This is a genomic window from Salinimicrobium oceani, from assembly GCF_012037645.1.
Window position 1 is genome coordinate 174220 of the sequence record NZ_JAAVJR010000005.1, and the last position, 24222, is coordinate 198441.

20 protein-coding genes are annotated in these 24222 nt (G+C 41.8%); 9 read left to right on the forward strand and 11 right to left on the reverse strand.

Annotated features, from left to right (window positions below; all coding sequences use genetic code 11):
• Positions 1–252 precede the first annotated feature (252 nt).
• From HC175_RS10415 to HC175_RS10425, 3 genes are all read left to right on the forward strand, one after another.
• On the forward strand, positions 253–729 hold the full coding sequence (locus HC175_RS10415; RefSeq protein ID WP_235942583.1) for a 3D domain-containing protein: 477 nt from the start codon (positions 253–255) through the stop codon (positions 727–729).
• Complete coding sequence (locus HC175_RS10420) at positions 713–1480, forward strand: phosphatase PAP2 family protein (protein ID WP_168138436.1); 768 nt, start codon at positions 713–715, stop codon at positions 1478–1480. The genes HC175_RS10415 and HC175_RS10420 overlap by 17 nt, the downstream gene beginning before the upstream one ends.
• Positions 1481–1543: 63 nt before the next feature.
• The gene (locus tag HC175_RS10425; protein WP_168138437.1) at positions 1544–2176 is read left to right on the forward strand and encodes a CPBP family intramembrane glutamic endopeptidase; all 633 of its coding nucleotides are present in this window, start codon (positions 1544–1546) and stop codon (positions 2174–2176) included.
• 11 nt (positions 2177–2187) lie between these two features.
• Here the strand turns inward: HC175_RS10425 and HC175_RS24630 are convergent, their stop codons facing one another.
• Positions 2188–2322, reverse strand: coding sequence for a hypothetical protein (locus HC175_RS24630; protein ID WP_029036126.1), 135 nt, complete (start codon positions 2320–2322; stop codon positions 2188–2190).
• Positions 2323–2444: 122 nt separating this feature from the next.
• Between HC175_RS24630 and HC175_RS10430 the strand changes: the two genes are divergently transcribed.
• Positions 2445–3275, forward strand: coding sequence for an SMP-30/gluconolactonase/LRE family protein (locus HC175_RS10430; protein WP_168138438.1), 831 nt, complete (start codon positions 2445–2447; stop codon positions 3273–3275).
• Here the strand turns inward: HC175_RS10430 and HC175_RS10435 are convergent.
• Positions 3272–3919 (reverse strand): hypothetical protein, encoded by a 648-nt coding sequence (locus tag HC175_RS10435; protein WP_168138439.1) that lies wholly within the window; start codon positions 3917–3919, stop codon positions 3272–3274. The genes HC175_RS10430 and HC175_RS10435 overlap by 4 nt on opposite strands.
• Positions 3920–4019: 100 nt before the next feature.
• Between HC175_RS10435 and HC175_RS10440 the strand changes: the two genes are divergently transcribed.
• Positions 4020–5348 (forward strand): aspartate kinase, encoded by a 1329-nt coding sequence (locus HC175_RS10440; protein ID WP_168138440.1) that lies wholly within the window; start codon positions 4020–4022, stop codon positions 5346–5348.
• A gap of 49 nt (positions 5349–5397) precedes the next feature.
• On the opposite strand, the gene HC175_RS10445 is transcribed toward HC175_RS10440, so the two are convergent.
• Entirely contained in the window at positions 5398–6642 is a 1245-nt protein-coding gene (locus HC175_RS10445) for a glycosyltransferase family 4 protein (protein ID WP_168138441.1), read from the reverse strand.
• Between the two features lie 75 nt (positions 6643–6717).
• Between HC175_RS10445 and HC175_RS10450 the strand changes: the two genes are divergently transcribed.
• Together HC175_RS10450 and gndA are read left to right on the forward strand one after the other, a co-directional pair.
• A complete protein-coding gene (locus HC175_RS10450; protein WP_168138596.1) occupies positions 6718–7230 on the forward strand; it encodes a GreA/GreB family elongation factor in 513 nt (170 codons plus the stop codon).
• Positions 7227–9146, forward strand: a complete 1920-nt coding sequence (gene gndA, locus HC175_RS10455; RefSeq protein ID WP_235942584.1) for an NADP-dependent phosphogluconate dehydrogenase — start codon at positions 7227–7229, stop codon at positions 9144–9146. The genes HC175_RS10450 and gndA overlap by 4 nt, the downstream gene beginning before the upstream one ends.
• Positions 9147–9225: 79 nt before the next feature.
• Here the strand turns inward: gndA and HC175_RS10460 are convergent, their stop codons facing one another.
• The 7 genes from HC175_RS10460 to HC175_RS10490 form a co-directional block, all read right to left on the reverse strand.
• A complete protein-coding gene (locus HC175_RS10460) occupies positions 9226–11694 on the reverse strand; it encodes a hypothetical protein (RefSeq protein ID WP_209309967.1) in 2469 nt (822 codons plus the stop codon).
• Positions 11695–11805: 111 nt separating this feature from the next.
• Positions 11806–12309, reverse strand: a complete 504-nt coding sequence (locus HC175_RS10465; RefSeq protein WP_168138442.1) for a DUF4402 domain-containing protein — start codon at positions 12307–12309, stop codon at positions 11806–11808.
• A gap of 4 nt (positions 12310–12313) precedes the next feature.
• Complete coding sequence (locus HC175_RS10470; protein WP_168138443.1) at positions 12314–14671, reverse strand: T9SS type A sorting domain-containing protein; 2358 nt, start codon at positions 14669–14671, stop codon at positions 12314–12316.
• Positions 14672–14731: 60 nt separating this feature from the next.
• Complete coding sequence (locus HC175_RS10475) at positions 14732–15550, reverse strand: fimbrial biogenesis chaperone (RefSeq protein WP_168138444.1); 819 nt, start codon at positions 15548–15550, stop codon at positions 14732–14734.
• A 70-nt stretch (positions 15551–15620) separates the two neighbouring features.
• Positions 15621–16112 (reverse strand): DUF4402 domain-containing protein, encoded by a 492-nt coding sequence (locus HC175_RS10480; protein ID WP_168138445.1) that lies wholly within the window; start codon positions 16110–16112, stop codon positions 15621–15623.
• A gap of 88 nt (positions 16113–16200) precedes the next feature.
• Entirely contained in the window at positions 16201–16695 is a 495-nt protein-coding gene (locus tag HC175_RS10485) for a DUF4402 domain-containing protein (RefSeq protein WP_168138446.1), read from the reverse strand.
• 166 nt (positions 16696–16861) lie between these two features.
• On the reverse strand, positions 16862–17350 hold the full coding sequence (locus HC175_RS10490) for a DUF4402 domain-containing protein (RefSeq protein ID WP_168138447.1): 489 nt from the start codon (positions 17348–17350) through the stop codon (positions 16862–16864).
• Positions 17351–17561: 211 nt separating this feature from the next.
• Here HC175_RS10490 and HC175_RS10495 point away from each other — a divergent pair, with 211 nt between their 5' ends.
• On the forward strand, positions 17562–17978 hold the full coding sequence (locus HC175_RS10495; protein ID WP_168138448.1) for a DoxX family protein: 417 nt from the start codon (positions 17562–17564) through the stop codon (positions 17976–17978).
• Between the two features lie 48 nt (positions 17979–18026).
• Here HC175_RS10495 and HC175_RS10500 read toward each other — a convergent pair whose 3' ends face one another.
• Positions 18027–18887, reverse strand: a complete 861-nt coding sequence (locus HC175_RS10500; protein ID WP_168138449.1) for an OmpA family protein — start codon at positions 18885–18887, stop codon at positions 18027–18029.
• Positions 18888–19213: 326 nt separating this feature from the next.
• Between HC175_RS10500 and HC175_RS10505 the strand changes: the two genes are divergently transcribed.
• Complete coding sequence (locus tag HC175_RS10505) at positions 19214–24220, forward strand: translocation/assembly module TamB domain-containing protein (RefSeq protein WP_168138450.1); 5007 nt, start codon at positions 19214–19216, stop codon at positions 24218–24220.
• The last annotated feature ends 2 nt before the right edge of the window (positions 24221–24222 follow it).

A 24222-nucleotide genomic window follows, 5' to 3' on the forward strand; every position in this document is an offset into this window, starting at 1 on the left:
AATGGAAATCAAACAGAAAATAAAAAGGAAGGACCTTTACAGCGCTGGGAAATAACTCATTTCGCCGTGCAAAAGTACCATTTTTAAACCGGACGACCAAAAGATCAGCTATTTGCTCATGCAAGATGAGAATAGTTGAGGGCTGTGAAAAATATTAAAGGAAAAATAGAGTTTACTTCTATACTTTTGAGTTCTCTCTTAAAGATGGGTTAAGAGTAAAGCATAATATTGTGAAATGAATAATTTTTTGCTATGTTGGTATTCATGGTCTCTGGAAAGATGTTTTTAAAGGTTTTTCTTCTTCCGCTTTTCATAATAGCAGGAATGGGAAGTTGTGATGAAAAAGAGGCTGAAGAATACAATTTTGAGGAATGGGAAAAGCTCACAGTGACGGCTTCAGCCTATAATTCTCTCAAGAGGCAAGGAGATGGGAATCCATATCTTACCGCCTGGGGAGACACCCTGAAGCCCGAAGTGCAGTCTATCGCGGTTTCTCGAGATCTTATAAAAAGAGGACTTACGCACCAGACGCTGGTGAAAATAGATGGCTTTGATGGGCTTTTTGTTGTTAATGACAAGATGCATCCCCGCTGGAGAAACAAGATAGACATCTATATGGGAGAAGATAAGGCCAAGGCATTAAAATGGGGGAGGCGAAAGGTAGAAATTGCCTTTCCCGGAAAAACAGAAACAGAAGAAAAATTAGATACAGATGGTACAGATCACTAAAAAGTACATCAATGAATTTGTAGAATTTTTCAAAAGGCATGTCTCCCGGGAACATCCCGATTTCCCATTCTATCTTTTAATTTTCCTGGCCTTTATAGTTTTTGTAGTAGGTATAAATGGTTTTGTAAATCTCACGGAAGAAGTTCAGGGAGAAACGATCGACCATTTTGATAAAAGAGTGACAGAATTCGTTACTTCCTTCAGAACTCCCGAGTTAAATAATTTCTTTCAGTTTGTTACAGATCTTGGAGATTTCTATGCCTATCTCTTTGCCACGATCACTGCCGGACTCTTCTTCTTGTATAAATTGAAGAACAAAAAATTCATCTTACAGCTTGTGGGGGTGGTGATCCTGTCATTTCTGGTGAACCTGGCATTAAAAGAAGCTTTTGACCGTGCCAGGCCAACCCTGGAGCACATGGTAGTTGTTAAGACACTTAGTTATCCTAGTGGCCATGCGATGAGCGCTATGTCATTCTACGGTTTCCTCATCTATCTCATCTTCCAGATCAAAATGAACAGGGGCTTAAGAATTTTTCTTTCCTTGCTCTTCGCAACATTAATTCTCCTCATAGGGCTCAGCCGTATTTATCTTGGGGTTCACTTTCCTTCAGATGTTGTTGGAGGTTTTGTTGCTGGTCTCATCTGGATCGCATTTTGCGTTTTTCTGTTCAATATTCTGGACTTATTGCGGGAAAGAAGGATAAGATATACAGCTCAGGAGGAGGAAGAAAACCTGGAAACAGAATAGCAATTTTTTGGGATGTGCTCACTTAGCAGAAAAAAACATTTTTAGAGAACTACTGCACGACCTATGAGCCCGAAATTAATTTTTAATTCCAAAGCTTATCTGGTCCTGGAGTTTATCATTTTTTATGTCTTTTTTCCCTTTTTTGCAAATCATTTTCTCGATGGCTGGTTAAAGATCATTCCACTTATTTTAATTGCCGGCTTTTTCCTTTTTCTGTTACTACAAGATCCACGCTTTGACAGAAGAGCTCTTATTAGATTTGACAGCACCTATTTAGGGCAAAGCATTGCCAGGATGATCGTTATTACAGTTCTGCTCATTTGGTTTACCTGGTGGATCTATCCAGATCTGTTCTTCATGTATCCTGTGGAGAACTTTAATAGCTACCTGCTCACATTCTTTCTGTACCCTGTTGCTTCCGTTTTTCCGCAGGAGATCATTTACAGGGTCTATTATTTCCACAGATACAAAAAACTGATTCCCGAAAAATATCTTTTGATGCTGAGCAACGCGATAATCTTTGGGCTTACCCATTTCATCTACGGAAACTGGGTAGCGCCAATTGCCACTTTCCTTGCGGGATGGATCTTTATCTATAATTACTACAGAACGAAAAGCCTCTTAAACGTAAGTCTCGAACATTACTTTTATGGACTGATAATGTTCACTATCGGCTTTGGATATTTTTTTCAGTAATTAAAAGATCATCAAATCCCCAGGTTTGATAAAAGCCACCAAAGAATAATGAAGACCACTATAGTACCAATACAGCCACATCCGGTCTTGCCTCCTAATTTTTTAGCGCCCCAACCTGCAAGCAGGGCTCTGATGATCTTTCTCATAGCAATTTTATTTTATCTAAAATTAATAGGAAGCTCTCATTTGAGCAGCATGTTTAGGATATTTTTAATTGGCTGAAAAAATCTCCTAATATGTGAGATTTTGGTATTTTAGAAAAAAAAAGATGAAACAGGCTATCCTATTTTCGTTTTTCTGCGGAGTATTTACCCTAAGCACCGCCCAGAATAAAACTCCGGAAGTTAAGCTTTCAGGGTTCAGTCACCCTGAATCTGTGTATTATGACAAAGCAGGAGAAAATTTTTACGTCTCCAATATGGCGGGGAAAGAAGCAGGCGATGGTTTCATTTCCAAGGTATCCAAAAATGGCAAAATTCTGGATCATTCCTGGGTAACGGGATTGCAGGATCCTAAAGGAATGGTCTTAAGAGATGGGCATCTCTTCGTTACCGACGTTACTAAACTTATAGAAATTAATATTGATTCAGGGGAAATAATCAACCGGATTCCTGTTCCGGATGCTAAATCTTTAAACGATCCCGCTTTAGATGACAATGGCGATATTTATTTCTCAGATCTTTCCGGAAATAAAATTTACAGAATGAACGGCTCGGGCGAAATTGAGGAATGGCTCTCAAATGTACAACTTGAAAGGCCTAACGGTCTCCTTATAATGCCCGATTATATTCTGGTTGCCGCCTGGAGTGAAGAACAAAACGGAAATATCCTGAAGATCGACAGAGAAACCAGGGAGATCATCAGACTTACTACGCAAGGAGTGGGAAATCTGGACGGAATTCAGAAAGGAGCTCAGCATGAATTTTACCTCTCCGATTGGGCGACAGGCAGGATCTTTAGCTTTGACATGGATGGAAATCTCACAAAAATTCTTACTTCTGAAAAAAGTTCGGGTGATATTCTTTTCATGGAAGCGGAAAACAAACTTTACGTTCCTATGAATCACCAGAATGAGGTATGGATCTACGACCTTAACTAAGATGATTTAATTTCGTTCATGAGTTGAAAAGCCTGGTTTACATATTCTTTTTCCAGGAAAAGCGTGAAATAATTGGAGGTTGAAATGATCTCATAAACCGGAATGCCTTCATAAGCAAGCAGCTTAAAAATATAAAAATATAGCCCTACAGTCTTTGTATTCTTCTCGGGCAGGGCAATGGTAATAGACGAAAGCTCTTCCGAAATACTTACCAGCTGCTCCTCTTTAAAGATGTCCTCAATCACAGGTTGCAGAGTAGTGGAGACGAGGAAGTTACTTTCCTGGAAATTGCTGGAATAATTTAGGAAGATGCCGGTACGGTCTTTAATCGCATTCAAAAGTTCGGCTTTACGGGCTACAATGTCTTTGGAATTCAAATAGGTGTATTCTGTAACGCCCGATCGTACGATCATATCCCCCAATTCCCGAAAATCTTTTGCAGAAAATTTGCTGCGTTTTGGATGGTACCTGCGCAGGGCCATAATAATGGAGCCTTGCTTGACCGGTTTTCTCATTTCCTTTTCCACCTGTGGCTGTAAATCGGCCGCCAGGGAACTAAAATTTATAATATTTCGCGCCAGGGCATCATCCAGGAATGGCTGGTGCTTTATAATGTCATGTACACAGGTACTTATGGTCTTCATGTTAAATAATATACATTTTGTACGAAGATATGAAAAAGGAGGGATTTTTTTTAATTGCTAAAGGTCTTGCCTTAATTATGCAATTAGATTAATGATGGAAATGAAAGTATTAAAGTTTGGTGGTACTTCTGTAGGGTCTTCGGAAAGTATTCGAAATGTAAAGCAGATCATTGCTTCCCAAAAAGGCAGAAAGATTGTAGTGGTCTCAGCAATGTCTGGGGTCACTAATATGCTGGTAGAGCTTGCTTCAGCAGAAAAGCATGGCAAGGCTGAAGTTGTTGAAGGTTTAATGCTTGAATTAAAATTGAAACACCTGCAGCTTATAGAGGAGCTCTTTGTAGTCTCTGAAACAAAACAAATCACTGAAAATCTTTTTCTTGAATTATTTGATCAGTTAGCAGAGTATCTTTCGCAAAAACCAGTTTCTGAAGCCACTGTCGTGACCTTTGGTGAGAGTTTTCTGAGTCTTATCTTTTCTCAATTTCTGGAGGAAGAAGGCATTTCCAACACCCTTCTGGATGCAAAGCAATTCATGCATGTTGCTAACGTGGAGAATCCTGAAGTTCAAACTGTTCAGAAGCTGCTGAAGGCCACTCTACAACGAGAAGTTACCAATGAAGTATATATCACCCAGGGGTTTATAAGAATTGACAGAAATAAGAATATTTGCACTCTTAAACGAGGCGGCAGCGACTATACAGCGACTATTATTGGTGCAGCCGTGAATGCAACCGAAGTTCAGATCTGGACAGATATCGATGGTTTTCATAACAATGATCCCAGGTATGTGCAAAATACCACGGCTCTTACCCATCTTAGTTTCGAAGAGGCGGCAGAGCTGGCGTATTTTGGTGCAAAGATCCTGCATCCCCAAACCGTTTCGCCTGTTAAGGAAAAGAACATACCTATTTACCTGAAGAATACTTTTACACCCGCTGCTCCCGGCACCTGTATCTCTTCAGAGATCCATAGCCGCGGATTAAAAGCTATATCGGCCAAAGACGGAATTACAGCGATCAAGATCAAATCGAACAGGATGTTAATGGCTCACGGTTTTCTAAAGAAGATCTTCGATGTTTTTGACAAACACGAGACCGCAATTGACATGATCACCACATCAGAAATTGCCATTTCCCTTACCATCGACGATACCAGAAATCTGGACAAGATCTTTTATGAGCTCGATGAATATGGTGAGATCACTGTAGATTCCAATCACAGCATTATTTGTGTTGTTGGAGAAGGAGTTATTGATGATCATGAGACCTTCAGGCTGTTCGAATTGCTCAATGACCTGCCGGTGAGAATGATCTCTTATGGCGGGAGTAGTCATAATATTTCTTTGCTGGTAGACTCCAAAAATAAGGTGCAGGCGTTACAGCTTTTACATCATAAGCTTTTTGAAGAAAAGTTATTTAAGGTAACCTAGTTGCTCAGCTCGAGTTGTTAGTTTATTTGTTTGGATGAATCGCCCGTTTTTACGGGCGATTCTTATTTTTGGCAGTTATGTACTTAGACAAATATTTGGTGCTGCTCATGCTGTGATGCTGCAGCATTAGGCCTGTAAAATTTGAATTTCTGTGTTCATTTAGCGCGCGTGAAAGCTCCTGAATTCTCCTTCTGAATCTCTCGCGGTGTATAGCTTCTGAAAAATTTTGTTCCAGGATCTCAAAACCTTGTGCCTGGGCTTTGCTCCACAGGTCTTCATTTTGATATAACGCTACTGCGGCTTCTGAAAAAGCTCCGGCGCTATTGGCGATCATTCCATTCCAGTTCAGGTTGTGGCTCATGCCTTCTTCACCAAGAGTGGTAGTGACGCTGGGTGTTCCTACCTGCATAGCATCTGTGAATTTACCTTTTATTCCGGCGCCAAACCGTAGCGGTGCGAGCAGTACTCTTGCTTTTTCTATTTCTTCCTTTGCTGAAGTAGCCCTGCCATGAACAATAAAGCCTTCTTTCTCATTATTGAGTTGCAGAATTTGCTGCGGCACATAGGCACCAAAAATGTGAATTTTGACACCCTTTATTTTTTTTCTTATAAGCGGCCAGATCTCTTTTTTCAGCTGCAGGACTGCATCCTTATTGGGCTCGTGGAGAAAGTTTCCAATGCTCATAAAATCCTTTCGCTCCTGGTAAGGTCTCAGGGCTTTGATCTTTTTTGGCGGAGTCGATTTCAGCATAAACGGGAGGTAGAACAAAATTTGTTCAGGAACTCTGAAGTGGTTTTGAAGTAATTCCATTTCAGCTTTTGAAATGATCAAACTAAGATCACAACGATAGATGCTCGCAACTTCTCTTTTTGCTACATCTGAAAAGAGATTGGCTTCAGCGACATCTTTCCCGGCTTTTGCAGCTTCCTCGCGAGCTTTCCGCAGAAAATGAAGGTCTTCTGTATCCAGTATTCGGAGGGCTTTCGGACAAACCTCTGCCACTCGCCAGCCGAATTGCTCCTCTACCATAAACCTGTCAAAAATGACAATTTCAGGAGATATTTCAGCAAGGAAATGATCGAAACTATCGTTGTTCAGATCGATCGTTCTTTCGGAAATATTCAGATGAGAAAGATCTGCCTTAAATTCAGTTTTGGTGGCAGTTGAGGCAAAAGTGATGTCGTATTTTTCCGCAGCAAAAAATTCCAGTAACTGCATCATTCGTGCACCTGCAGCCGAAGATTTGGGTTCGGGCCACAGATAACCTATTACTAATAACTTCTTTTGAGACATTTTCCAAAATTAACAGGATTTAATAGATATTTTGATTTCTGCGGGTAATTTGTGACCTTTAAACAAAACAGGATCATGAGCCGCGGATTTGTAAAAGAAGAAGACCAGGAAGAAGCACCTTTTATACCACCCAGAGCAGCACTGCCACCGGGCGTAACTAATTATGTGACTCCGCAGGGGCACAAACAGCTTCTGGAAGAGCGGGAGAGCCTGGAAAAGCAACGAAAGGAGCTCGATATTAGCAGTGACAAAGAGCGAAGGCATGCTGCCGCTGTACTTGACGGGAAGCTAAACTTACTGAATGAGCGCCTGGCATCTGCCCGTATCCTTGATCCATTAGAGCAACCTCGCGAGGAGGTGAGATTTGGAGCCATGGTAACCTTTAAGTACCTCACTGGGAATCAAAAAGAGAAGATACAGAGTTTCCAGCTGGTAGGAGTAGATGAGGCAGATATTAAGGTTCGTAAAATAGCATTTTTGGCACCTCTTGCCCGCGCACTTACTGGTAAAAAGGCAGGAGAGGTGGCAGAGGTGAAAATGGCCGGAGACACACAGGCCCTGGAAATTCTTAATATCGAATACCATTGAAAAAAGGAGAGGTTTATATCGTGATGGGAGTATCGGGGGTTGGAAAGACCACGATTGGAAAAATGCTGGCAAACGAGCTCCAAATTCCCTTTTTTGACGCCGATGATTTTCATCCTCCTGCGAATGTTGAGAAGATGTCACAGGGAATTCCGTTAAAGGACGAGGATAGGTTTGAATGGCTGAAGCATTTAGGGGCGCAGATAAAGACCTGGCAGGCAAAAGAAGGAGCCGTGGTTGCCTGTTCTGCTTTAAAGGAAAAGTACAGGATGCAACTTCAGGAGCTTCCTTCGGGGAGAATAACCTGGATCTTCCTTCATTCGGCTTATGAGATCATCCACAAGCGTATAACCGGCAGGGAAGGACATTACTTTAAAGAAGAGTTGCTGCGATCCCAATATGAAGCTCTGGAATTTCCTTCCTACGGAATTCATATTGAAGTGGATCAATCTCCAGAACAAATTTTGAAACAGATCATGGAAAGTCTGGAAAAGAAAGCAGAAATAGGCCTTTTTGGATTGGGAGTTATGGGCAGGAGTCTGGCTCTTAACCTGGCCTCTAACGGATTCAAGATTTCGGTGTACAACAGGCATGTCGACCAGATCGAGGTCGATGTTGCAAAGACCTTTGTTGCTGAAAATCCAGAATTAGATCTTCTTGGATTTGATCATCTTGAGAGCTTCATAAAGAGCCTGGAAAGGCCAAGGAATATTCTTCTCATGGTAAATGCAGGTAAGACTGTGGACCTGGTACTCGAAAGCCTGTCGAAATATCTGGAAAAAGGAGATCTCATTATTGATGGCGGAAATTCTCATTATAAGGACACGATGAGGAGAGAAAAAGAACTGCAGGAAAATGGAATTCTGTACATGGGCGTCGGAATTTCGGGTGGGGAAGAAGGCGCAAGAAACGGTCCTTCCATTATGCCGGCTGGATCAAAAAGTTCTTACAACAGGGTAGGAGCCATACTTGAAAAGATCGCTGCCAAAGATAAGAATGGAGATCCCTGTTGCGCCTATTTAGGTCCAGATGGCGCCGGCCATTTTGTAAAGATGCTACACAACGGGATCGAATATGGAGAAATGCAGCTCATCGCTGAAACTTATCATTTCCTTCGATTTTATAAAAACTCTGCACCAGAGGAAATAGCTGAGATTTTTAAAGCCTGGAACAGGGAAATGGGAAGCTACCTTCTTGAGATCACCATAAACATCCTGCGAAAAAAGGAAAATAATGAACTGCTCCTGGACTATATTCTTGATGCTGCAAAACAAAAAGGAACCGGAGGATGGTCTACAAATGCAGCTCTGGAACTAGGAGTGCCGCTGGATACCATTAGTGCGGCAGTAATGGCAAGAAATATTTCGGGAATGAAGACTACGCGGCGCCAGGCAGCAGCGAAGTATAATTTCATGACTGCAGCACCGAAAGATGAAGAGGATCTCAGAAAACGGCTTTTTGAAGCCTATAAATCTACAGCTATCATAAACCACGCGACGGGATTTGACCTTCTCGCTGTTGCTTCAGAAGAATACAACTGGAACCTGGATCTTTCAGAAATCGCCAGGATCTGGACCAACGGCTGTATTATTCGGAGTAAGCTCATGGAAGATCTGGTATATAAATTCAAGGATCATTCTGAACATTTACTGCTCCATGAGGAAATTGTGCAGGAAATTTCCCGGTATAGAAATTCACTTACAAGCATAGTTTCAGAAGCTCTAAGCGCAAATATTCCACTTCCGGTGACAAGTGCTGCGGCAAACTATTTACTAAACTTTACTTCTGCCCAATCTTCGGCTAATATGATTCAGGCACAGCGGGATTATTTCGGGGCTCATACCTATGAAAGAACAGATCATCCAAGAGGCACATTTTTTCATACCACATGGACTTCTGAAAAAGAAGAGGATTTATAAATTCAACCTTCAGAAGAGAATTGAATGCAGAACAGAAAAAGATCCTTTGAAGAAATACTTTTGGAATTCCTATAGAACGTCATTCTTCTGAAAGAACGAACTCCAGCGTATCAACAATGTCGCCGTATTGATCTACCTCAATCTCGAATTTGAGTTGTTGCGGATTTGCAACATAGCCGAGATTCTCAAGTTGCTCCTGGTCTATTTGGGCGGTGTACTTTCCCGGAGCAAGGCCGAGGTAAGTGAAGTAACCGTCACCTTCGGTAAGGATCTGGGCTGCTTTCACTCCGTTTTCATCAATCATATTGACTGTAATTCGTCCTATTCCGCGGGTACTGTTTTGATCTCTGAGATAGACCATGCCGCCTACTTCTCCCAGCACCTGTACCGGAACATGGATCTCCTGGAAATGGTTTGGTAATGTCTGCACCATCACCACGGGTTGGGGTAACTTCCATGCAATATTGTCAAGACTCAATGGATCGAGTTCAAGCAGCAGGTTGATATAAGGCTGCAGCTCTGTAATTCTCAGAATAGTTCTGTCTTCATTGTAGTTAAGCCTGCCGCTCCTGTTCTTTAATTCCAGCCCCTGGACTCCTGGCTCCATAGGATCTTTTTTGCTATTGCCATTGAGATCCAGGAAAGGTATAATCGTCAATGCTGCACGTGACATTGCAGTGCGATTACTGCTCATTACAAAACCGGTATTATCATCTAACATCAAACTTCCTCGGGCCGATTGTACAAAGGAGGAATTGCGGTTCCCAATTCTCGAGGTAGCCGAAGTTTGTGCAAAATTAAAGGCATAACGCAGTCCAACTTCGAAAATGTGAGCTTCCCGAAGAAAATTGTTCTCGTAGGCCAGATTGAGGAAGCCTTGTTTGAAAACTGGCCGTTCAAGTTCAAGAATAAGATTATTAAAGCGGCTTCGGGTAAAATCATACTGAACCTGAGGCGAGAAAAGAAATCTATTCGGAAGTCTGTAAGTTTGGGAGATTGAGCTGTAGATAGTTGGCTCCTCCATGCGATCATTGTAAAGACCATAAGTTGTGAAATTCGTACTCACACCCATTATCGCACCCGAGAGTAACATCTGGGCCGTTGTAAATTCTGTAGTGGGCATAATGATCTGGTTCAGCGAAAGTCTCCCGAACATTGAAAAGTTCTTAGTGCGGATGGGCGTAGAGAGGCTTATTTTTCTTTCTTCCAGATAATTGAGATTCAAAGCAGTTTGATTGGGATCATAATTTATATAATTTAGATCTACCTGCAAATTTTGAGGAGTACGATAACTTAGAAGTGCCTCCGATTTTACACCGTACATATATTCTCCCGAAAAAAGTAATCTTGAAGCTATTCTAGCTGAAGTGTTCACAAACGGCATGATCTCTCCACTTTTTACTTCCCCGAGATACTCTACACCACCTCCAATGGTGAGTGCATTGGTAAGGCCATAATTAAGGTCAAGTCGGCTGAAACGCTGCCACTGATCATTTTCCACCACTCCGGCGCTCAAAGAATATTCAAGCTCTTTTTTAGGCACAAAGTTGTAAGGGATGTGGATATTGCGCTCTTCTGTACGCTCTTCTCCCCACGGGCCATAAAATCTTAAACTAACGGAGGTGTTTCCGTACATCAACGGAACTTCAAAACTATAAAAGCCCGAAGCATCGGCTTCAGTAAATGCCACAAGTACATTATTTACATACAGTTCCACAGTCCAGCGGGGATCGGTATAATCATGCAGGAGATAAGAGCCAAAAGACCGTCTGTTTTGCAGAGGCGTATTACTTATTTGAACTCCACTTACTGGAGCAAACAGGGAAGAGGTAGCGCGTGGGAAAATTCTTCCTGCGGTCACTTGTTTGATCACCGAATTCTCATTGTTGACATACCGCCACTGGTAGAATTGGTTTCTGGAGTTAAAAGGAACTCTGCTGGAATGATTCAGCATTAGGTTGGTCTCTCCTCCTAAAAACATAGTTCCCAGACCAAGCATAAGCCGGTGATCGTTGTCTATTTCACTTTGCTGGGTAGTAATGATCCCCCAATCTACAGTTCCGGGTTTAAAGAAATGCCTTTTTACTGGGATGATGGTATCGGGCGTGATGATACCTTTTACCTTATCCAGATTTTTCCTCATGCGCGCCAGCCGCATTTCTTTAAGAACAGGCAGATCTTTATCTGTCTCAAGTTTTAGTGAAAGGCTTCGGAAGGAAAACCGGGTATTTAGTCCAAAGATGCTTCCGAAGTGATCTGATCTCAGATACCTGCCGGAAGGGGTGCTTAAAATGTCATTTTTGGATAGTATATATTTTTCGGCTTTATAGAGGATCTCGCGTTTTTGCCAGTCGATCTGGTAAGTGGAATCGGGATGAATTATGAAACCAGAAACTACATCTGCATCGCCTTCGTACTTTATCTTTAAAAGATTAAATATGGCAGAGACCGGCAAATAAGCATCTTCACCTTTAATTGCAATTGGAACTTCAAAAGTTCCCAGCCGGGGAATATCCATTTCCACACTAAGCTCATCATAATCTGGCATTATAGATTGGCCTGTAACAAACCAGGAGCTCAACAGCAGGATAAAAAGAAATGTGATCCTTAAATTTGATCTTTCAGAAAGAAGAGAGGAGGGGAATATCACTTTGACTGGCTATTCGTAGATGAAGGTTAAAGTAAAAGTTCCGCTGTAATTACCAGCAGGGCCGGCAGCACCATTGGGGATCTTTAATTTACCTCCCACCAGCACCTCATGAGGATTTGTACTAATAATAAAGGTTTGACCGGTGCTTGTATCAATAAACGGATCTATACTCAGAGAAACATTACTCCCCAAAGGTCCCGAGAGTGAAATATCTGGAATGGGCTGAATTTGAATAAGGGTACCGGGATTCGCATAAACGTCAAAAATGGCATAATGAGAGACGCTTCCAAAATTGAGCAGTTGTACATCTGTGTCTCCATAACGATCTCCATTAGAGCTAATGATCACGTTACCACCCGCGTCTCCAACCGTAAATGCACCAAAATTAAGCCCCTGGGCATTTCTTACCTCAACACTTACTGGAATAGGAGGGTTCTCCTGGGCATGAATACTTGTGGTCAACAACAGTAAAAATGTCGAAAAAGTGAAGTAATGCCGGCTAATGTTTTTCATTGCTTTACTTTTTGATCAGGATCTTTTTAGTTTGAATTTCATTCCCGAGTTCCAGCGTAACCAGATATACTCCTGGAGCACTGATTCCTGAAAACCGTAACTCTTCTTTCCCTTTCCCTTTTCTCTTCTGAAGTACCTGTCCAGAAAGGTTGCTTAAAATGACAGTTCCCAATACATTTTCTGAAAGCTGTAGCCTTACCAAAATATCTCCTTCAAAGTTATGAGCAGAGAATAGTGCAAAGCTCGATTTTAAAAGATCTTCAGATAAATTTTCAGATGAAAGGATAAGGGAAAATCTATTGTTGTTTTCCCCTTTTTGAGAGGTAAAGGAATAGGCCGGGACTTCCCACAAATTATGGATCAGCTTGTTTTTCTGATCTTTTAGATAGATAAAAGTTGAAGGAAAGACATTTTGAACATTTTTTAGTTCAATGATCATTTGACCTCCCTTTTCGGAATTTATTCCTAAAGGAATTTCCTGAAATTCGGCAGCACTGATTGCATTGATGGAAAGCTTTTCCTGCTCGCCGCTAATGCTGTAAAGACTTGGAACTTCGGCCGTAGTATTAAGAAGTTTGAGCGCATCCAATTCTTTCTGAAAGGCTGGTGTGGCGCCCGACTCAAAATAGATAACAGTTGCATCAGAATTCGTTTCTCCGGCAAAACCCGCTGTGAGTTTTATCTGCGGAAGGATCTTGTTCCTTTTTGTTTTGTAGAAAGCCTGGGAAACAAGATTTCCGGTTCGTACGGCATTGCTGAAGTCAAGCGTCGCAGTTCCAGGATCGCTTACTCTTACAAAAAATCCCTGCATCGACGGAATGATTGTGTTATTCACCCCTGTAGATACCCCATTCACAAAGGAGGAATAAGTGCCGGTATATCTGTTTTCACTTCCGGCTTTGAAGAAATAAACAGCATTATCAATTCCCGAAAGACCCGGAGTCATGAGATCCCAATCTATTGGGGAAGGGTATGGATTTCCTACCAGGTTAAAGCCCTTGGTAAAGAGACCGCCGTTATTTTCAAGAGAAATACTCACAGGGCCATTATTCACTTCTCCCGCTATTTCTATGGTCACAGGAGAATTACTGCCACTTATGTTCAAAGCATAACCCCGGGCAATATCCAGACTATTTGCAGGTGCTGTATAAGCCTGCCAGCCGGTGAGATCATTGCCATCACTATCTTTTCTATTTTCCAGGTACTCGTAAAAGTGAGGGAAGCCCGTAGTAGCTTCAGTAAGATCCATAAATCCTGAAAAATCGGCCACGGTTGAATTGCTGAAAGGAGAACTGAAATATTTATACCCAAACCCATTATTTAGAAACCGCTGCATTTTTACCAATCCGGTGATCTCTCCCGCGCCGCTTCCTTCGATATAGGCAGTTCCCGAAGCAGTAGATAACAATGTAAGGTCATTTCCGGTCGCAAAAATTCCGGTAGTGACTTCTAAAGAATTTATGATCTCAATAGTGGCTTGTGAAGAAACACCCGCCACATTATTTATTCTAAGTTTTAGGACGCGATTTCCGGTAAAAGCGCCGGCAGGTATGGTTTGAGCAGAAGTTCCTTCAAAAGAAACACTTCCGTTTTCCACATTAAGACTTCCGGAGTTTGCGAGGGTTCCGGCAATACGAATCCAGTTATTTGTAATGATTAGCTCGGCACCTGCATCAATGGTGAGATCCTTTGCGAGGGCGTTGGCGCCGGAATTCACCGTAGGATAATTATTCAATCCAGACGGGATAAGTACTGAAGTACTAAGATCTGGTACCTGGTCGCAACTCCAGTTTGCAGTATTATTCCAATTGGAATCTACTGCACCAGTCCAGGCGTAATTCGCAACACAAGGCAGGAGCTCTTTTACATCATCGGGAAAGTCATCTGCATTGTCATCAAAGTCATCTTTGGTTCCATAGTCACAGGTTTCGGTGTTAAGTTCCTCTGTATTGCCTTCATATGCGTCGCAGGTAGTAAAATTTTCTCCCCAGTTATCTACAGTTCCAAAAATGTAAATATTTCCGCCTTCTATATCCAATTCAGCTTTATTGGAAGGCGTGTTATTAATGAAACTTCCGTAAATGATAAGGTAACTTTTTGCCGTTATGCTCACGCTGTTCGAAGAGAGAAAGTCACCGTAGATGATCACCACCGCATCGGGTCCCATGATAAATTGCGACTGGTTACCCACCATATCGAGATTGCCATGAACAATTAGTGTTCCGTTGACGGTAAGAATGGATTTATTGGTATTGAGATAAACGTTTTGAAATTCTTCTTTTGTGCCGGCAGGGATCGTGTAGCTTTGATTTTCAATTGCAAGGTCATTCCAGGAAGTTTGTGCAAAGCTTGAGATTCCCATCAATAAAAGGAATGGAACCACGAATATTCTGAACAATGAACCGGAACAAGTAAAGTTCATCTAGGGTAAGGCTTTTTCGGCAGTGGCCAGTTGTTCCCCTTTTTCATCAGCATAGGTCACTCTGATCTTTCCGTTTGTCAAATCTACTTCTTTCGCATTTCGTAGCTCAAAACGAAATTTTCGGTGAGCATTAGGCGTGTAGACCGAGACTCCTTTTACAGTTCCTACTTCTGTGATCTTTCCACTTGTGGAAATATGCTCCGCTATTAAATTTCCATAGACAGACATGTTTCCACTACGGAAGATACCCAGAGAGAGTGCAGGCTGCTCTCCGGAAAGCGCGAGTTCGAGATCCCTTAATTCCAAACTGGTAGTAGAAGCTCCATGACGAATTATAACTGGGATGCTAATTCCGAATATGGTCTTGATATTGATCGATATACCCTCTGCATCCTCTGCTTCTTCGGCTCCCAGAGCCGTTTGTTCCTCTACAGCCCTAAAGTACATGTGGGAGCGATATTCTCCCTGCTCGAGATTTCCGGTGCGGGTTAATTGCACTCGTATTGTCTGTGCTTCGTTGGGAGCGAGAGTAACTCTTCTCGGAAAATACCTTAGAAAGTCTGTGGCAAATCGCTGGCCATCTTCAGCTTCTTCTACCTGTTCAAAATTTCCTTCTTCAGTCATTTTATAGTTGACAAAGGAGACAGCATAAACTGCAGTGTCGCTTCCGGTATTTGCAAGGTTAATTTCCTGCGAACGTTGGGATCCATCAAAAACAAGTCGCTTAGGCATGATCATTAGATCCCCCTGAGCGAAAAGAGGCGCAGGAAAGAAAAAAGTAAAGCTGAGAAGTAGGAGACGTAGTAATTTTTTATTCATGTCCTGGGGGGAATTGCGGTAGATTTCAAAATTACTGATTAAGCATCAGATTGTTAAGGAAATGTGAAAATTAATTATAAGAAACAGTCACGTTAAACCCGGCTGAGTTTGTATAATATCCTGAAACCTGGTTGGCTTCAAGCTTAAGAGTCGCCCCGATTCGAAGAACATCACGTTCCTCTCCCGGCAGGGGCGTAACAGTAAAGTCTTCAATAATAAGTACCTGATTCGGATTTTCCTGATGATATAATGTAAAGGAATCTGGTAAGGAGATCGCATAGTTATGATTTCCATGTGTAACTACAGCTTCTGCTGGTGCCACGTTCCCCGGAATGGAATTCGACAGTAGCACCCCGTAAGCAACTCTGGTTCCCTCTGGAGAAAGGATCACTGTCCCCGGAGTATAGGCAGAGATCACATTCCCAAAATCCAGATCTACCGTCTTTTCTATTTGTATAGGATCGATCACAGTCGCTCTGCTTTCTACGGTTGCCGAAGCAGAAGCCTGGGCAAAAACCTGAGGAGAGAAGAGCAGGGAAAACACTAGAATTAGTTTATACATTTCAGACAGAGGTGGTTAATTAACAAGATAAGGAAAAACAAGATCGCCGCCACAGTGGGCGGCGATTCGTAATTTTATATCTTCATATTTATTCGTAAGCAACGGTCACTTCAACGGTACCTGTATACGAACCAGCAGTTTGATCATCACCAACTGTAAGGGTACCACCTACAAGCAATTCTTCAGGATTACCGGTACCAGTTCTTCGAGCAATACTTTTTCTATTGTGTACAAAAGTAACATCCATATCTAGTCCAGCACCATTATCTAATTTAGCATTGGGAATAGTAATACTGAATAAATATCCTGAAGCAGCTTTTATTGTAAAAGAAGCAGCTGTTGGGGCTGTTGCAGAAGTCACCTCCATGTCTGGATTTACAAAAGTTCTATTGCCATTAAAAGCAACTGTTACATCTCCTCCGGTAGCTGTTCCATTAATAGTTCCAAAATTAAGGTTGGTGCCACTTACTATCTCTAGAGGGCTTACAATTTCAGCAAGTACATCAGCTTGAGCTTTAACTCCTTCCTGTCCAAAAGCAGTTCCTGCAATAAGGCCAAATAAAATAAAGGTAATTTTCTTCATGGTTAATGTATATAGGGTTGTCGGTTTTTAAACCAGGGCGAATATATTTTTCCATACCCAATGGAAAAAACTTATTCGGCAAAGCCCCTGAATATTCGTTGAATAACCAACTTTAAAGAAATCTTAATCAGAAATTGAAGATAGAAAGGTCTTTTAGACCTTGTATTTAGTTGTAGTTTACCGTGATCTCCAAAGGAGTAGAGGTAGAATAGAAGCCAGGAGCCTGCTGCGCTTTAACCAGGAGAGTGGCTCCAATCCTGAAAGTCGCATTTCCCGATCCCAGAGTTCCTTCCCTACCAATACTGCTGGTGAAATCCTGAAGGCTCATTTGCTCCTCTCCATGCACCAGGGAATAAGATCCCGATGGCAGACTTATCGAAAAGTTATATCCCTGCTGGCCTTTAACTTCAAAGGAGGCGGCCGTAACTGCCGTGCTGTTCTCCAAAATCACCTCTCCAAGTGCTATTCTTTCTCCCTGGGGGGTGAGAATGATCCCTCCTCCAGATCGAGGATCAATTTCTGCAAAATTCAAATTGCTCAGGGTCTTTATGCCAATGGGTTCAATAATTGTGGCAGAGGCAGTAAAACTGGCCGTCGCCTGAGCTGTAATCTCAGAAAAATTTAATAATAAAAGGAAAGTAAGAAATAACCGCATGTAGAAATATCGATATTTCGAAGTTATAAAATTTTCTTAAAAATTCGATAAAATGCAGTAAAAAATAGATGAAAGGTGCACTTGCATCAACATTGTTACGAGAAAAATGTAAGAAAAATTCCTATCGTTCTTTAAATTAATTTATTAGACTATTATCGATTGTAGGAAAACTAAAACTTAGAGGATCAATAAGATTATATATTTTAGTAAAATGAAAAACACATATTCTACTAACCTCAACCTTGCCCAGATCGATCTTGGGCTACTCTTTCTTCGCCTTGGAGCCGGTGGCTTCATGCTCACCCATGGTACCCCGAAACTCATCACTCTTTTTGAGAGCGAAGAAATAACCTTTGCCGATCCTTTTGGTTTAGGAATGGGCATTACTTTAGCTCTTACTGTATTTGCAGAGTTTATTTGTTCCATTCTTATCATCCTAGGATTGGGTACAAGACTCGCAGCTATTCCCGTGATGATAACAATGTTTATGGCAGCATTTGTTATTCATGCTCAAGATCCTTTTCAACGTAAGGAAATGGCCCTCTTGTATCTGGTGATCTTTACTGTCTTGCTTATAACAGGAGCAGGTAAACATTCTCTGGACTACTTATGGCTGAAGAAAAAATAAAAAAGGCTGCCTTTAGGAGGCAGCCTTTCTAATGTGGTCAATGATAATTTAGTCGTTGGTTCTGTCTACTGGCTGCGCAGCTGATTGTTCAGAATCAAGAAGAGCAAGGAACTTATCAAGATTTGGAAGAATCACAATTCTCGTTCTTCTGTTAAGCGCCCGGTTCTCTCTTGTATCGTTTTCGGCAACTGGTTTATAACTGCTACGTCCTGCAGCGATCAGTTTTTCGGGATCTACGTTGAACCTGTCCTGTAACAATCTTACAATTGCAGTTGACCTTCTAACGCTTAATTCCCAGTTATCCTGGATGTATGAATTTTCAACCATGGTCTGAGAATCGGTATGACCTTCTACCATGACTTCCATAGCAGGTTCAGAATTGATCACCTCTGCAAGTTTTTCTAGTAAGGGATACGCGTCCCGGCTTACTCTGTGGCTTCCGCTTCTAAAAAGCAGTTTATCAGAAACGTTGATCATTACTACAGTTTTGTCCACAGTAATATCAATATCCTCTGAACTTCCATTGCTAATCTGGCTTTCCAGGTTATGAGCAACGGCAATATTGATAGAGTCTTCCAGAGTCTCGGCGCCGGCTAATTTTTCGGGATCCACATTTTTTAGGGTCTCCCTCATTTTCTGCTTATTTGCATTAGACATAGCCGTTAACTGATTCATTTCCAGTTTTTGGTCATTCTCCTCTGTCAAGGAATTGATCCTCGCATTGTAATCTGCTACTCGTTGTTCAATGGCATTTAATCTTTCCTCAAGTTCTTCTTTTTCCACCTGAGTTTGTTGAAGATTGCTTCGGGTGTTATTGTAATCTTCCTCAAGAGCAACGTATTTTTTCTTTGAAACACATGAGGTCAACATCGTTGCTGCCACTACCGTAACGGTAAGAATTTTTTTCATCTTTTTAAATTTTATGTTCTAATTAATGGCTCAAGTAGGGAGCCGTTTGCCATTAGAAACGGGTTATTGGCGTCGAAATTATAGAAAAGGCTTTCGCAGCTATTCAATTTTAACGTAAGATTATTAGTTACTCTTAGCTCCTGCTAAATTATTCCAAATAAAATGGCATATAAAGCTAAAATTTTTATCTTTTTCAGAGAAAAGAGAACTTCACATTGGTCTTTAAGAATGACATTTTTGGAAGGTGTTGTTTAACAAGGATTTACCTAATGGTATTTCCGGAGTTCGTTTAAATAAGATACTTTAGAGCAGTAGAGCAATATTCTTTGGAAGCAAAAAATAAAAAGAAGGAAAAAAAGAAAAAAGGATCTGGTCTTAGATTATTTCTAAAGATCCTGGCAGGCATTTTCCTCTTTATTATCCTCTTATTATTATTTATTCGTAGTCCATGGGGGCAGGGTATAATTGTCGACAAAATTGTCAGTTATATAAGCAACAAAACGAATACGACCATTGAAGTAGACAGGTTGTTCATCACATTTGGTGGTGATATTAGCCTGGAAGGGCTGTATATGGAAGATGAGGCTGGCGACACTCTGGTCTATTCCAGGAAGCTCGAAGCCGACATACCGCTGCTGCCTTTAATTCAAGGCAAAGGTTTCCACCTTAGAAGCCTTGACTGGGATGGGGGAATAGCCAAGATCAAAAGACAAGATACCATTGAAGGTTTTAACTTTGATTTCTTGACCGAAGCATTTGCGACAGCCGACACTGCTGCAGCAACTACTCCGGTCGATACTTCGGCCGCTGCAATGGAGATTCGCCTTGGAGATATGAATATTGAGAATTTTCGACTCTCCTACGAGGATCAATATCTGGGAATAGATACTAAAGTCACCCTGGGGCGACTTCAAGTAGAGATGCGAGAATTTGGATTGGACAGTATGAAATTTGCAGCCGGCGACGCTCTGCTCGAAAATGCCCGATTTACTTACGCCCAAACCAAACCGGCACCCGATTCACAGGAGGAAGAAGAAATTCCCTTACCCTCATTTTCTGTGCAAAACCTGGAGCTGAAGAATGTCGCAGGAACTTATAAATCTGTGCCAGACGGGATTGTTGCTGACGTTAACTTACCCGATCTGCTCCTGGAACTTCCCGAAGCCGATCTTGAAAACACCTCTCTTGTGATCGATCGACTGGATCTGAAAAATTCCAAAGTGTACCTGCAAATGTCAGCCGTAGAAGCCCAGGAAGACACGATTTCTTCTGAAAGTGCAGCAGCTTTTGAATGGCCAGAATGGAAGGTCGATGCAAAAAATATTTCGATCATCAATAGTGACATCAGGTATTGGGTTAATGACAAGAGACCAATTCCTGGCACTTTCAATCCTGAAGCTGTGGGATTGCAGGATCTTATGCTTCAAATGCCACGTTTGGAACTGGCAGGCAGCTCTTTGAATGCTGAAGTAGAAAGGCTGAATTTTACTGAAGCTTCTGGTCTGAACCTCAGAAAGATGAATTTTGAGCTTGCAATAAATAAAGAACAGATATTGCTGCAAGACTTCGTACTTCAGTTAAATGATAATTATGCGGAGGGAAGACTCCTCATTGACTATAATTCCCTGAACGCTTTCATCCAAAATCCGGAAACGGCCAGCCTCGATCTTGATCTTTCACAATTCCATATCGATCTTTCGGAGATATACCGCTTTCAGCCAGATCTTATGCAGAATGCCTATTTTTCAGCCCTTGCCAAAAAAGATCTTTCAGGCAATGTAGCTGCCCGGGGAGAAATGGCTGCCGTGAAAATTCAGAGAGCCAATATCAACTGGGGAGCAAGTACCTCCCTGGCTGCAACAGGAACCATCTATAATGCAACCGACCCAGATAATCTGAGATTTGATCTTCCTCAGGTTCGTATGAATTCTACCAGGAACGATCTAAGGAGTTTTGTAAAGGAAGAGGACTTAGGAATTCAGCTGCCTCAAAAAGTTGCTTTAACCGGGAGTTTTTCTGGCTCTCCAGAAGATCTTAGAGCACATGCTGTTTTAAATTCTTCCTCTGGAAAAATTAGTGTAAATGGAAAGTTTGTCAGCGCACCTGGTATTGCTTTCAATGCCGATGTAAAGATTGAAGAACTGGCGCTTGGGGAAGTTTTGCAGAACCAGGCTTTAGGAACTCTGAGCCTCCAGATTGAAGCCTCCGGAAGTGGTGATGATGTGAATTCTCTGGATGCTGTGGTGGAAGGAACCATTAATGCTTTTGAATATAACGAGTACCAGTTCAAGGATATTGGCCTATATGCAGAAATGGAAGAAGGGGAGGGATTTGCCAACCTTAATTATAAGGATGAAAATTTAAATATGGAGCTGGAGAGTTTTGTACAGCTGGATTCTGTTGCTCCTGAGGTTGCATTGAATTTGAATATTATTGGCGCCGATTTACAGGCACTTGGTCTTTCTATTAATCCGGTAAACACTGCCATGGAGATCAAGGGTAACTTTAAAGGTAATGCACAAAGTTACGATGCCACAGCTACTGTTTCAAACGGGGTCTTTGTTTATGCCAATGAATCATATCTTTTAGGAGATGTGGATCTCCTGGCGCATGTTAGACCAGACACCACTGCTGTTGCAGTCCAGAATCAAATGCTGGATCTTCGACTGAATTCCAATGCCGGGCCGGTCGATTTTTTCAATGCCTTGAATCGTCATTATCAAAGTTATTATGACAGCGTAGATGTTTCAGATACTGTTACCAATCCCGTAAATATTGATCTAAGGGCACAGCTAAGTCCTTCCCCCATTCTTGAAGAGGTTTTTCTTCCGCAGCTGGAGGCATTTGATACTATTAATGTAAAGGTCGATTTTAGAGAAAGAGAAAAAACGCTGGTTGGAAACGTTAGTGTTCCATATATCCATTACTTCGGAAGTGAGGTCGATAGTCTTAATGTCAATGTAGATTCGAATCCAGAAGAGCTGTATTTCAACTTCGGGTTAAAAAGCCTTAATGCCGGGCCAGTCGCCATAAAACAAACGCTGATGGAAGGCAGGCTGGTCGATGAGGAACTGGCTCTTGATTTTGTTTCTAATTATGAGCAGGATACACTGGTGAATTTAAAATCCAGGATCTCACGAACAGATGGCGTTCTCCGGGTTCATATTGCTCCCGAAAAACTTACTTTAAATGGGAATCCATGGGAGATCACCCCAGAGAATGAAATTCTTATTGGCGAAGACTACTACACCTTCAATATTTTCAGGCTCTCGCGAAATAATCAGGAGTTAAAGGTAACCAATGATATGGCGGGAGTTCAAAAAGAGCATATTGGAATAGAATTTCAAAATTTTAATCTGGCAGCGATCTTTTCTTATCTCAATCCCGAAACCATTCTTGCTTCTGGAAATATGAATGGCAACCTTGTTATCGAAGAGCCCTTTGGAAGTACGGGAATGGTTGCAGATCTCACCATAAGGGAATTTGGAGTTTTAGAAGTGCCTCTGGGAGTTTTATCCCTTGATGCCGAGGCAATCGGTTTTAATAATTACCAGTTTGCCATGACTGTGAAAGAAGGTAATGCCGATATCGATCTTAATGGATCTTATGTTGCCGATGCTAACGGAGGAAATCTCGATATGCAGATCGATCTGAACAGAGTGAACATGAAGCTCATAGAAGGTTTTTCATTTGGCGCCATTTCCAATACCAGCGGCAGCTATTCGGGTAATTTTACGGTGACAGGGCAACCTCTTAAACCTACATATGAAGGGTCGCTCACTTTTAATGATGCCATGTTTACCATAGATATTCTAAACACTCCATTTACACTTCCTAATGAAACCCTTCAAATAGACAATGCAGCAGTTAGTATGCAGGATTTTGAGATTAGAGATGTCAATGGGAATTCATTTACCCTTAACGGAGCGGTGCTTACAGAGAGTCTTTTAAATCCTGAATTTGATCTGAGTTTTACAGCAAACAACTTTATGGCCTTGAATTCTTCTGAAGAGGATTTTGATCTTTTCTACGGAAAAGCAGTTTTTGATGCCACAGGTTCTGTAACTGGTAATATGGAACTTCCGCAGGTGGAACTTGACCTGGAGATACTTGAAGCTACAAATCTTACCTACGTTATTCCTGAAGCTAATCTTGAAATTGAGGAGCGGGAAGGCGTGGTCATTTTTGTAAACAGAGAAGATCCCGATAGAATCCTTACCCGAAGGACCAAGGAGGAGAGCAACTTTGGCTTTTCGGGATTTGCACTCAATTCATACGTTTCCTTACAGAAAGGTGCAACCTTTATTATAGTACTTGATGAGGATACAGGAGATCATTTTGAGGCATCGGGAGACGGGGATATCCTTTATGATATTTATCCCAATGGGCGCACCACAATGTCGGGCCGCGTAGAGATAAATGACGGGCATTATGAAATGAGCCTGTACAATCTTGTTACAAGACGCTTTGAGATCCTTGATGGCAGCTCTGTGGTATGGGCCGGCGATCCTATGGATGCAGATCTCAATATTACAGCCTCTTATGCAGTAGAAGCAGCGGCATCGGGTTTAATGGCGCCACAAATCACAGGTGCAGATATGGATGTGAGAAATCAATACAGGCAGGAACTCAATTTTCTTGTATACCTCAAGATAGGAGGGGAGATCTCTGCGCCTAGACTCTCCTTTGGTCTGGACATGCCCGAAGATGAACAAGGAGCTTTAAGCGGACAGGTCTATGGCCGAGTTCAGCAGTTAAATCAGCAGGAAAATGAGCTCAACAAACAGGTCTTTTCCCTGCTCGTTCTGAATCGTTTCTTCCCTTCTGCCGGAAGTCCTGGAACAGAAGGTGGAACCTTATCTTTTGCACGAGATAACCTGAATGAAGCGCTTTCTGACCAACTGAACATATTTTCCGATAGACTTCTAGGCCAAACAGGAGTCGATCTTAATTTTGGTCTCAATTCCTTTACAGATTACCAGGGAGCCAGCCCTCAGGACAGGACTCAGCTGGATATCACGGCAGAAAAGACCTTGCTCGATGACAGGCTGATAGTAAGAGTAGGAAGCGAAGTAGATGTTCAGGGCAGCAGCCCGGTGGAAGAAAGTTCACCTCTTATTGGAAATGTAAGTCTGGAATATCTCATTACTGAAGATGGAAGATTTAGGGTTCAGGGTTTCAGACGCAATACGTTTGAGAATGTTATTGACGGGCAATTGATCATAAGTGGCCTTGCTCTCATTTATACTCAGGAATTTAATAAGTTCAGGGAACTGTGGAACCAGATCACGAACAAGGAAGCTAAGGAAGAAGAGGAACAAAGCGAAGAATAATT

Bases quoted from the DNA above. Each gene is read 5' to 3' on its own strand.
- HC175_RS10415 (WP_235942583.1), top strand. From the start codon at position 253: ATGTTGGTATTCATGGTCTCTGGAAAGATGTTTTTAAAGGTTTTTCTT.
- HC175_RS10420 (WP_168138436.1), top strand. From the start codon at position 713: ATGGTACAGATCACTAAAAAGTACATCAATGAATTTGTAGAATTTTTC.
- HC175_RS10425 (WP_168138437.1), top strand. From the start codon at position 1,544: ATGAGCCCGAAATTAATTTTTAATTCCAAAGCTTATCTGGTCCTGGAG.
- HC175_RS24630 (WP_029036126.1), bottom strand. From the start codon at position 2,322: ATGAGAAAGATCATCAGAGCCCTGCTTGCAGGTTGGGGCGCTAAAAAA.
- HC175_RS10430 (WP_168138438.1), top strand. From the start codon at position 2,445: ATGAAACAGGCTATCCTATTTTCGTTTTTCTGCGGAGTATTTACCCTA.
- HC175_RS10435 (WP_168138439.1), bottom strand. From the start codon at position 3,919: ATGAAGACCATAAGTACCTGTGTACATGACATTATAAAGCACCAGCCA.
- HC175_RS10440 (WP_168138440.1), top strand. From the start codon at position 4,020: ATGAAAGTATTAAAGTTTGGTGGTACTTCTGTAGGGTCTTCGGAAAGT.
- HC175_RS10445 (WP_168138441.1), bottom strand. From the start codon at position 6,642: ATGTCTCAAAAGAAGTTATTAGTAATAGGTTATCTGTGGCCCGAACCC.
- HC175_RS10450 (WP_168138596.1), top strand. From the start codon at position 6,718: ATGAGCCGCGGATTTGTAAAAGAAGAAGACCAGGAAGAAGCACCTTTT.
- HC175_RS10460 (WP_209309967.1), bottom strand. From the start codon at position 11,694: ATGCCAGATTATGATGAGCTTAGTGTGGAAATGGATATTCCCCGGCTG.
- HC175_RS10465 (WP_168138442.1), bottom strand. From the start codon at position 12,309: ATGAAAAACATTAGCCGGCATTACTTCACTTTTTCGACATTTTTACTG.
- HC175_RS10470 (WP_168138443.1), bottom strand. From the start codon at position 14,671: ATGGGAATCTCAAGCTTTGCACAAACTTCCTGGAATGACCTTGCAATT.
- HC175_RS10475 (WP_168138444.1), bottom strand. From the start codon at position 15,550: ATGAATAAAAAATTACTACGTCTCCTACTTCTCAGCTTTACTTTTTTC.
- HC175_RS10480 (WP_168138445.1), bottom strand. From the start codon at position 16,112: ATGTATAAACTAATTCTAGTGTTTTCCCTGCTCTTCTCTCCTCAGGTT.
- HC175_RS10485 (WP_168138446.1), bottom strand. From the start codon at position 16,695: ATGAAGAAAATTACCTTTATTTTATTTGGCCTTATTGCAGGAACTGCT.
- HC175_RS10490 (WP_168138447.1), bottom strand. From the start codon at position 17,350: ATGCGGTTATTTCTTACTTTCCTTTTATTATTAAATTTTTCTGAGATT.
- HC175_RS10495 (WP_168138448.1), top strand. From the start codon at position 17,562: ATGAAAAACACATATTCTACTAACCTCAACCTTGCCCAGATCGATCTT.
- HC175_RS10500 (WP_168138449.1), bottom strand. From the start codon at position 18,887: ATGAAAAAAATTCTTACCGTTACGGTAGTGGCAGCAACGATGTTGACC.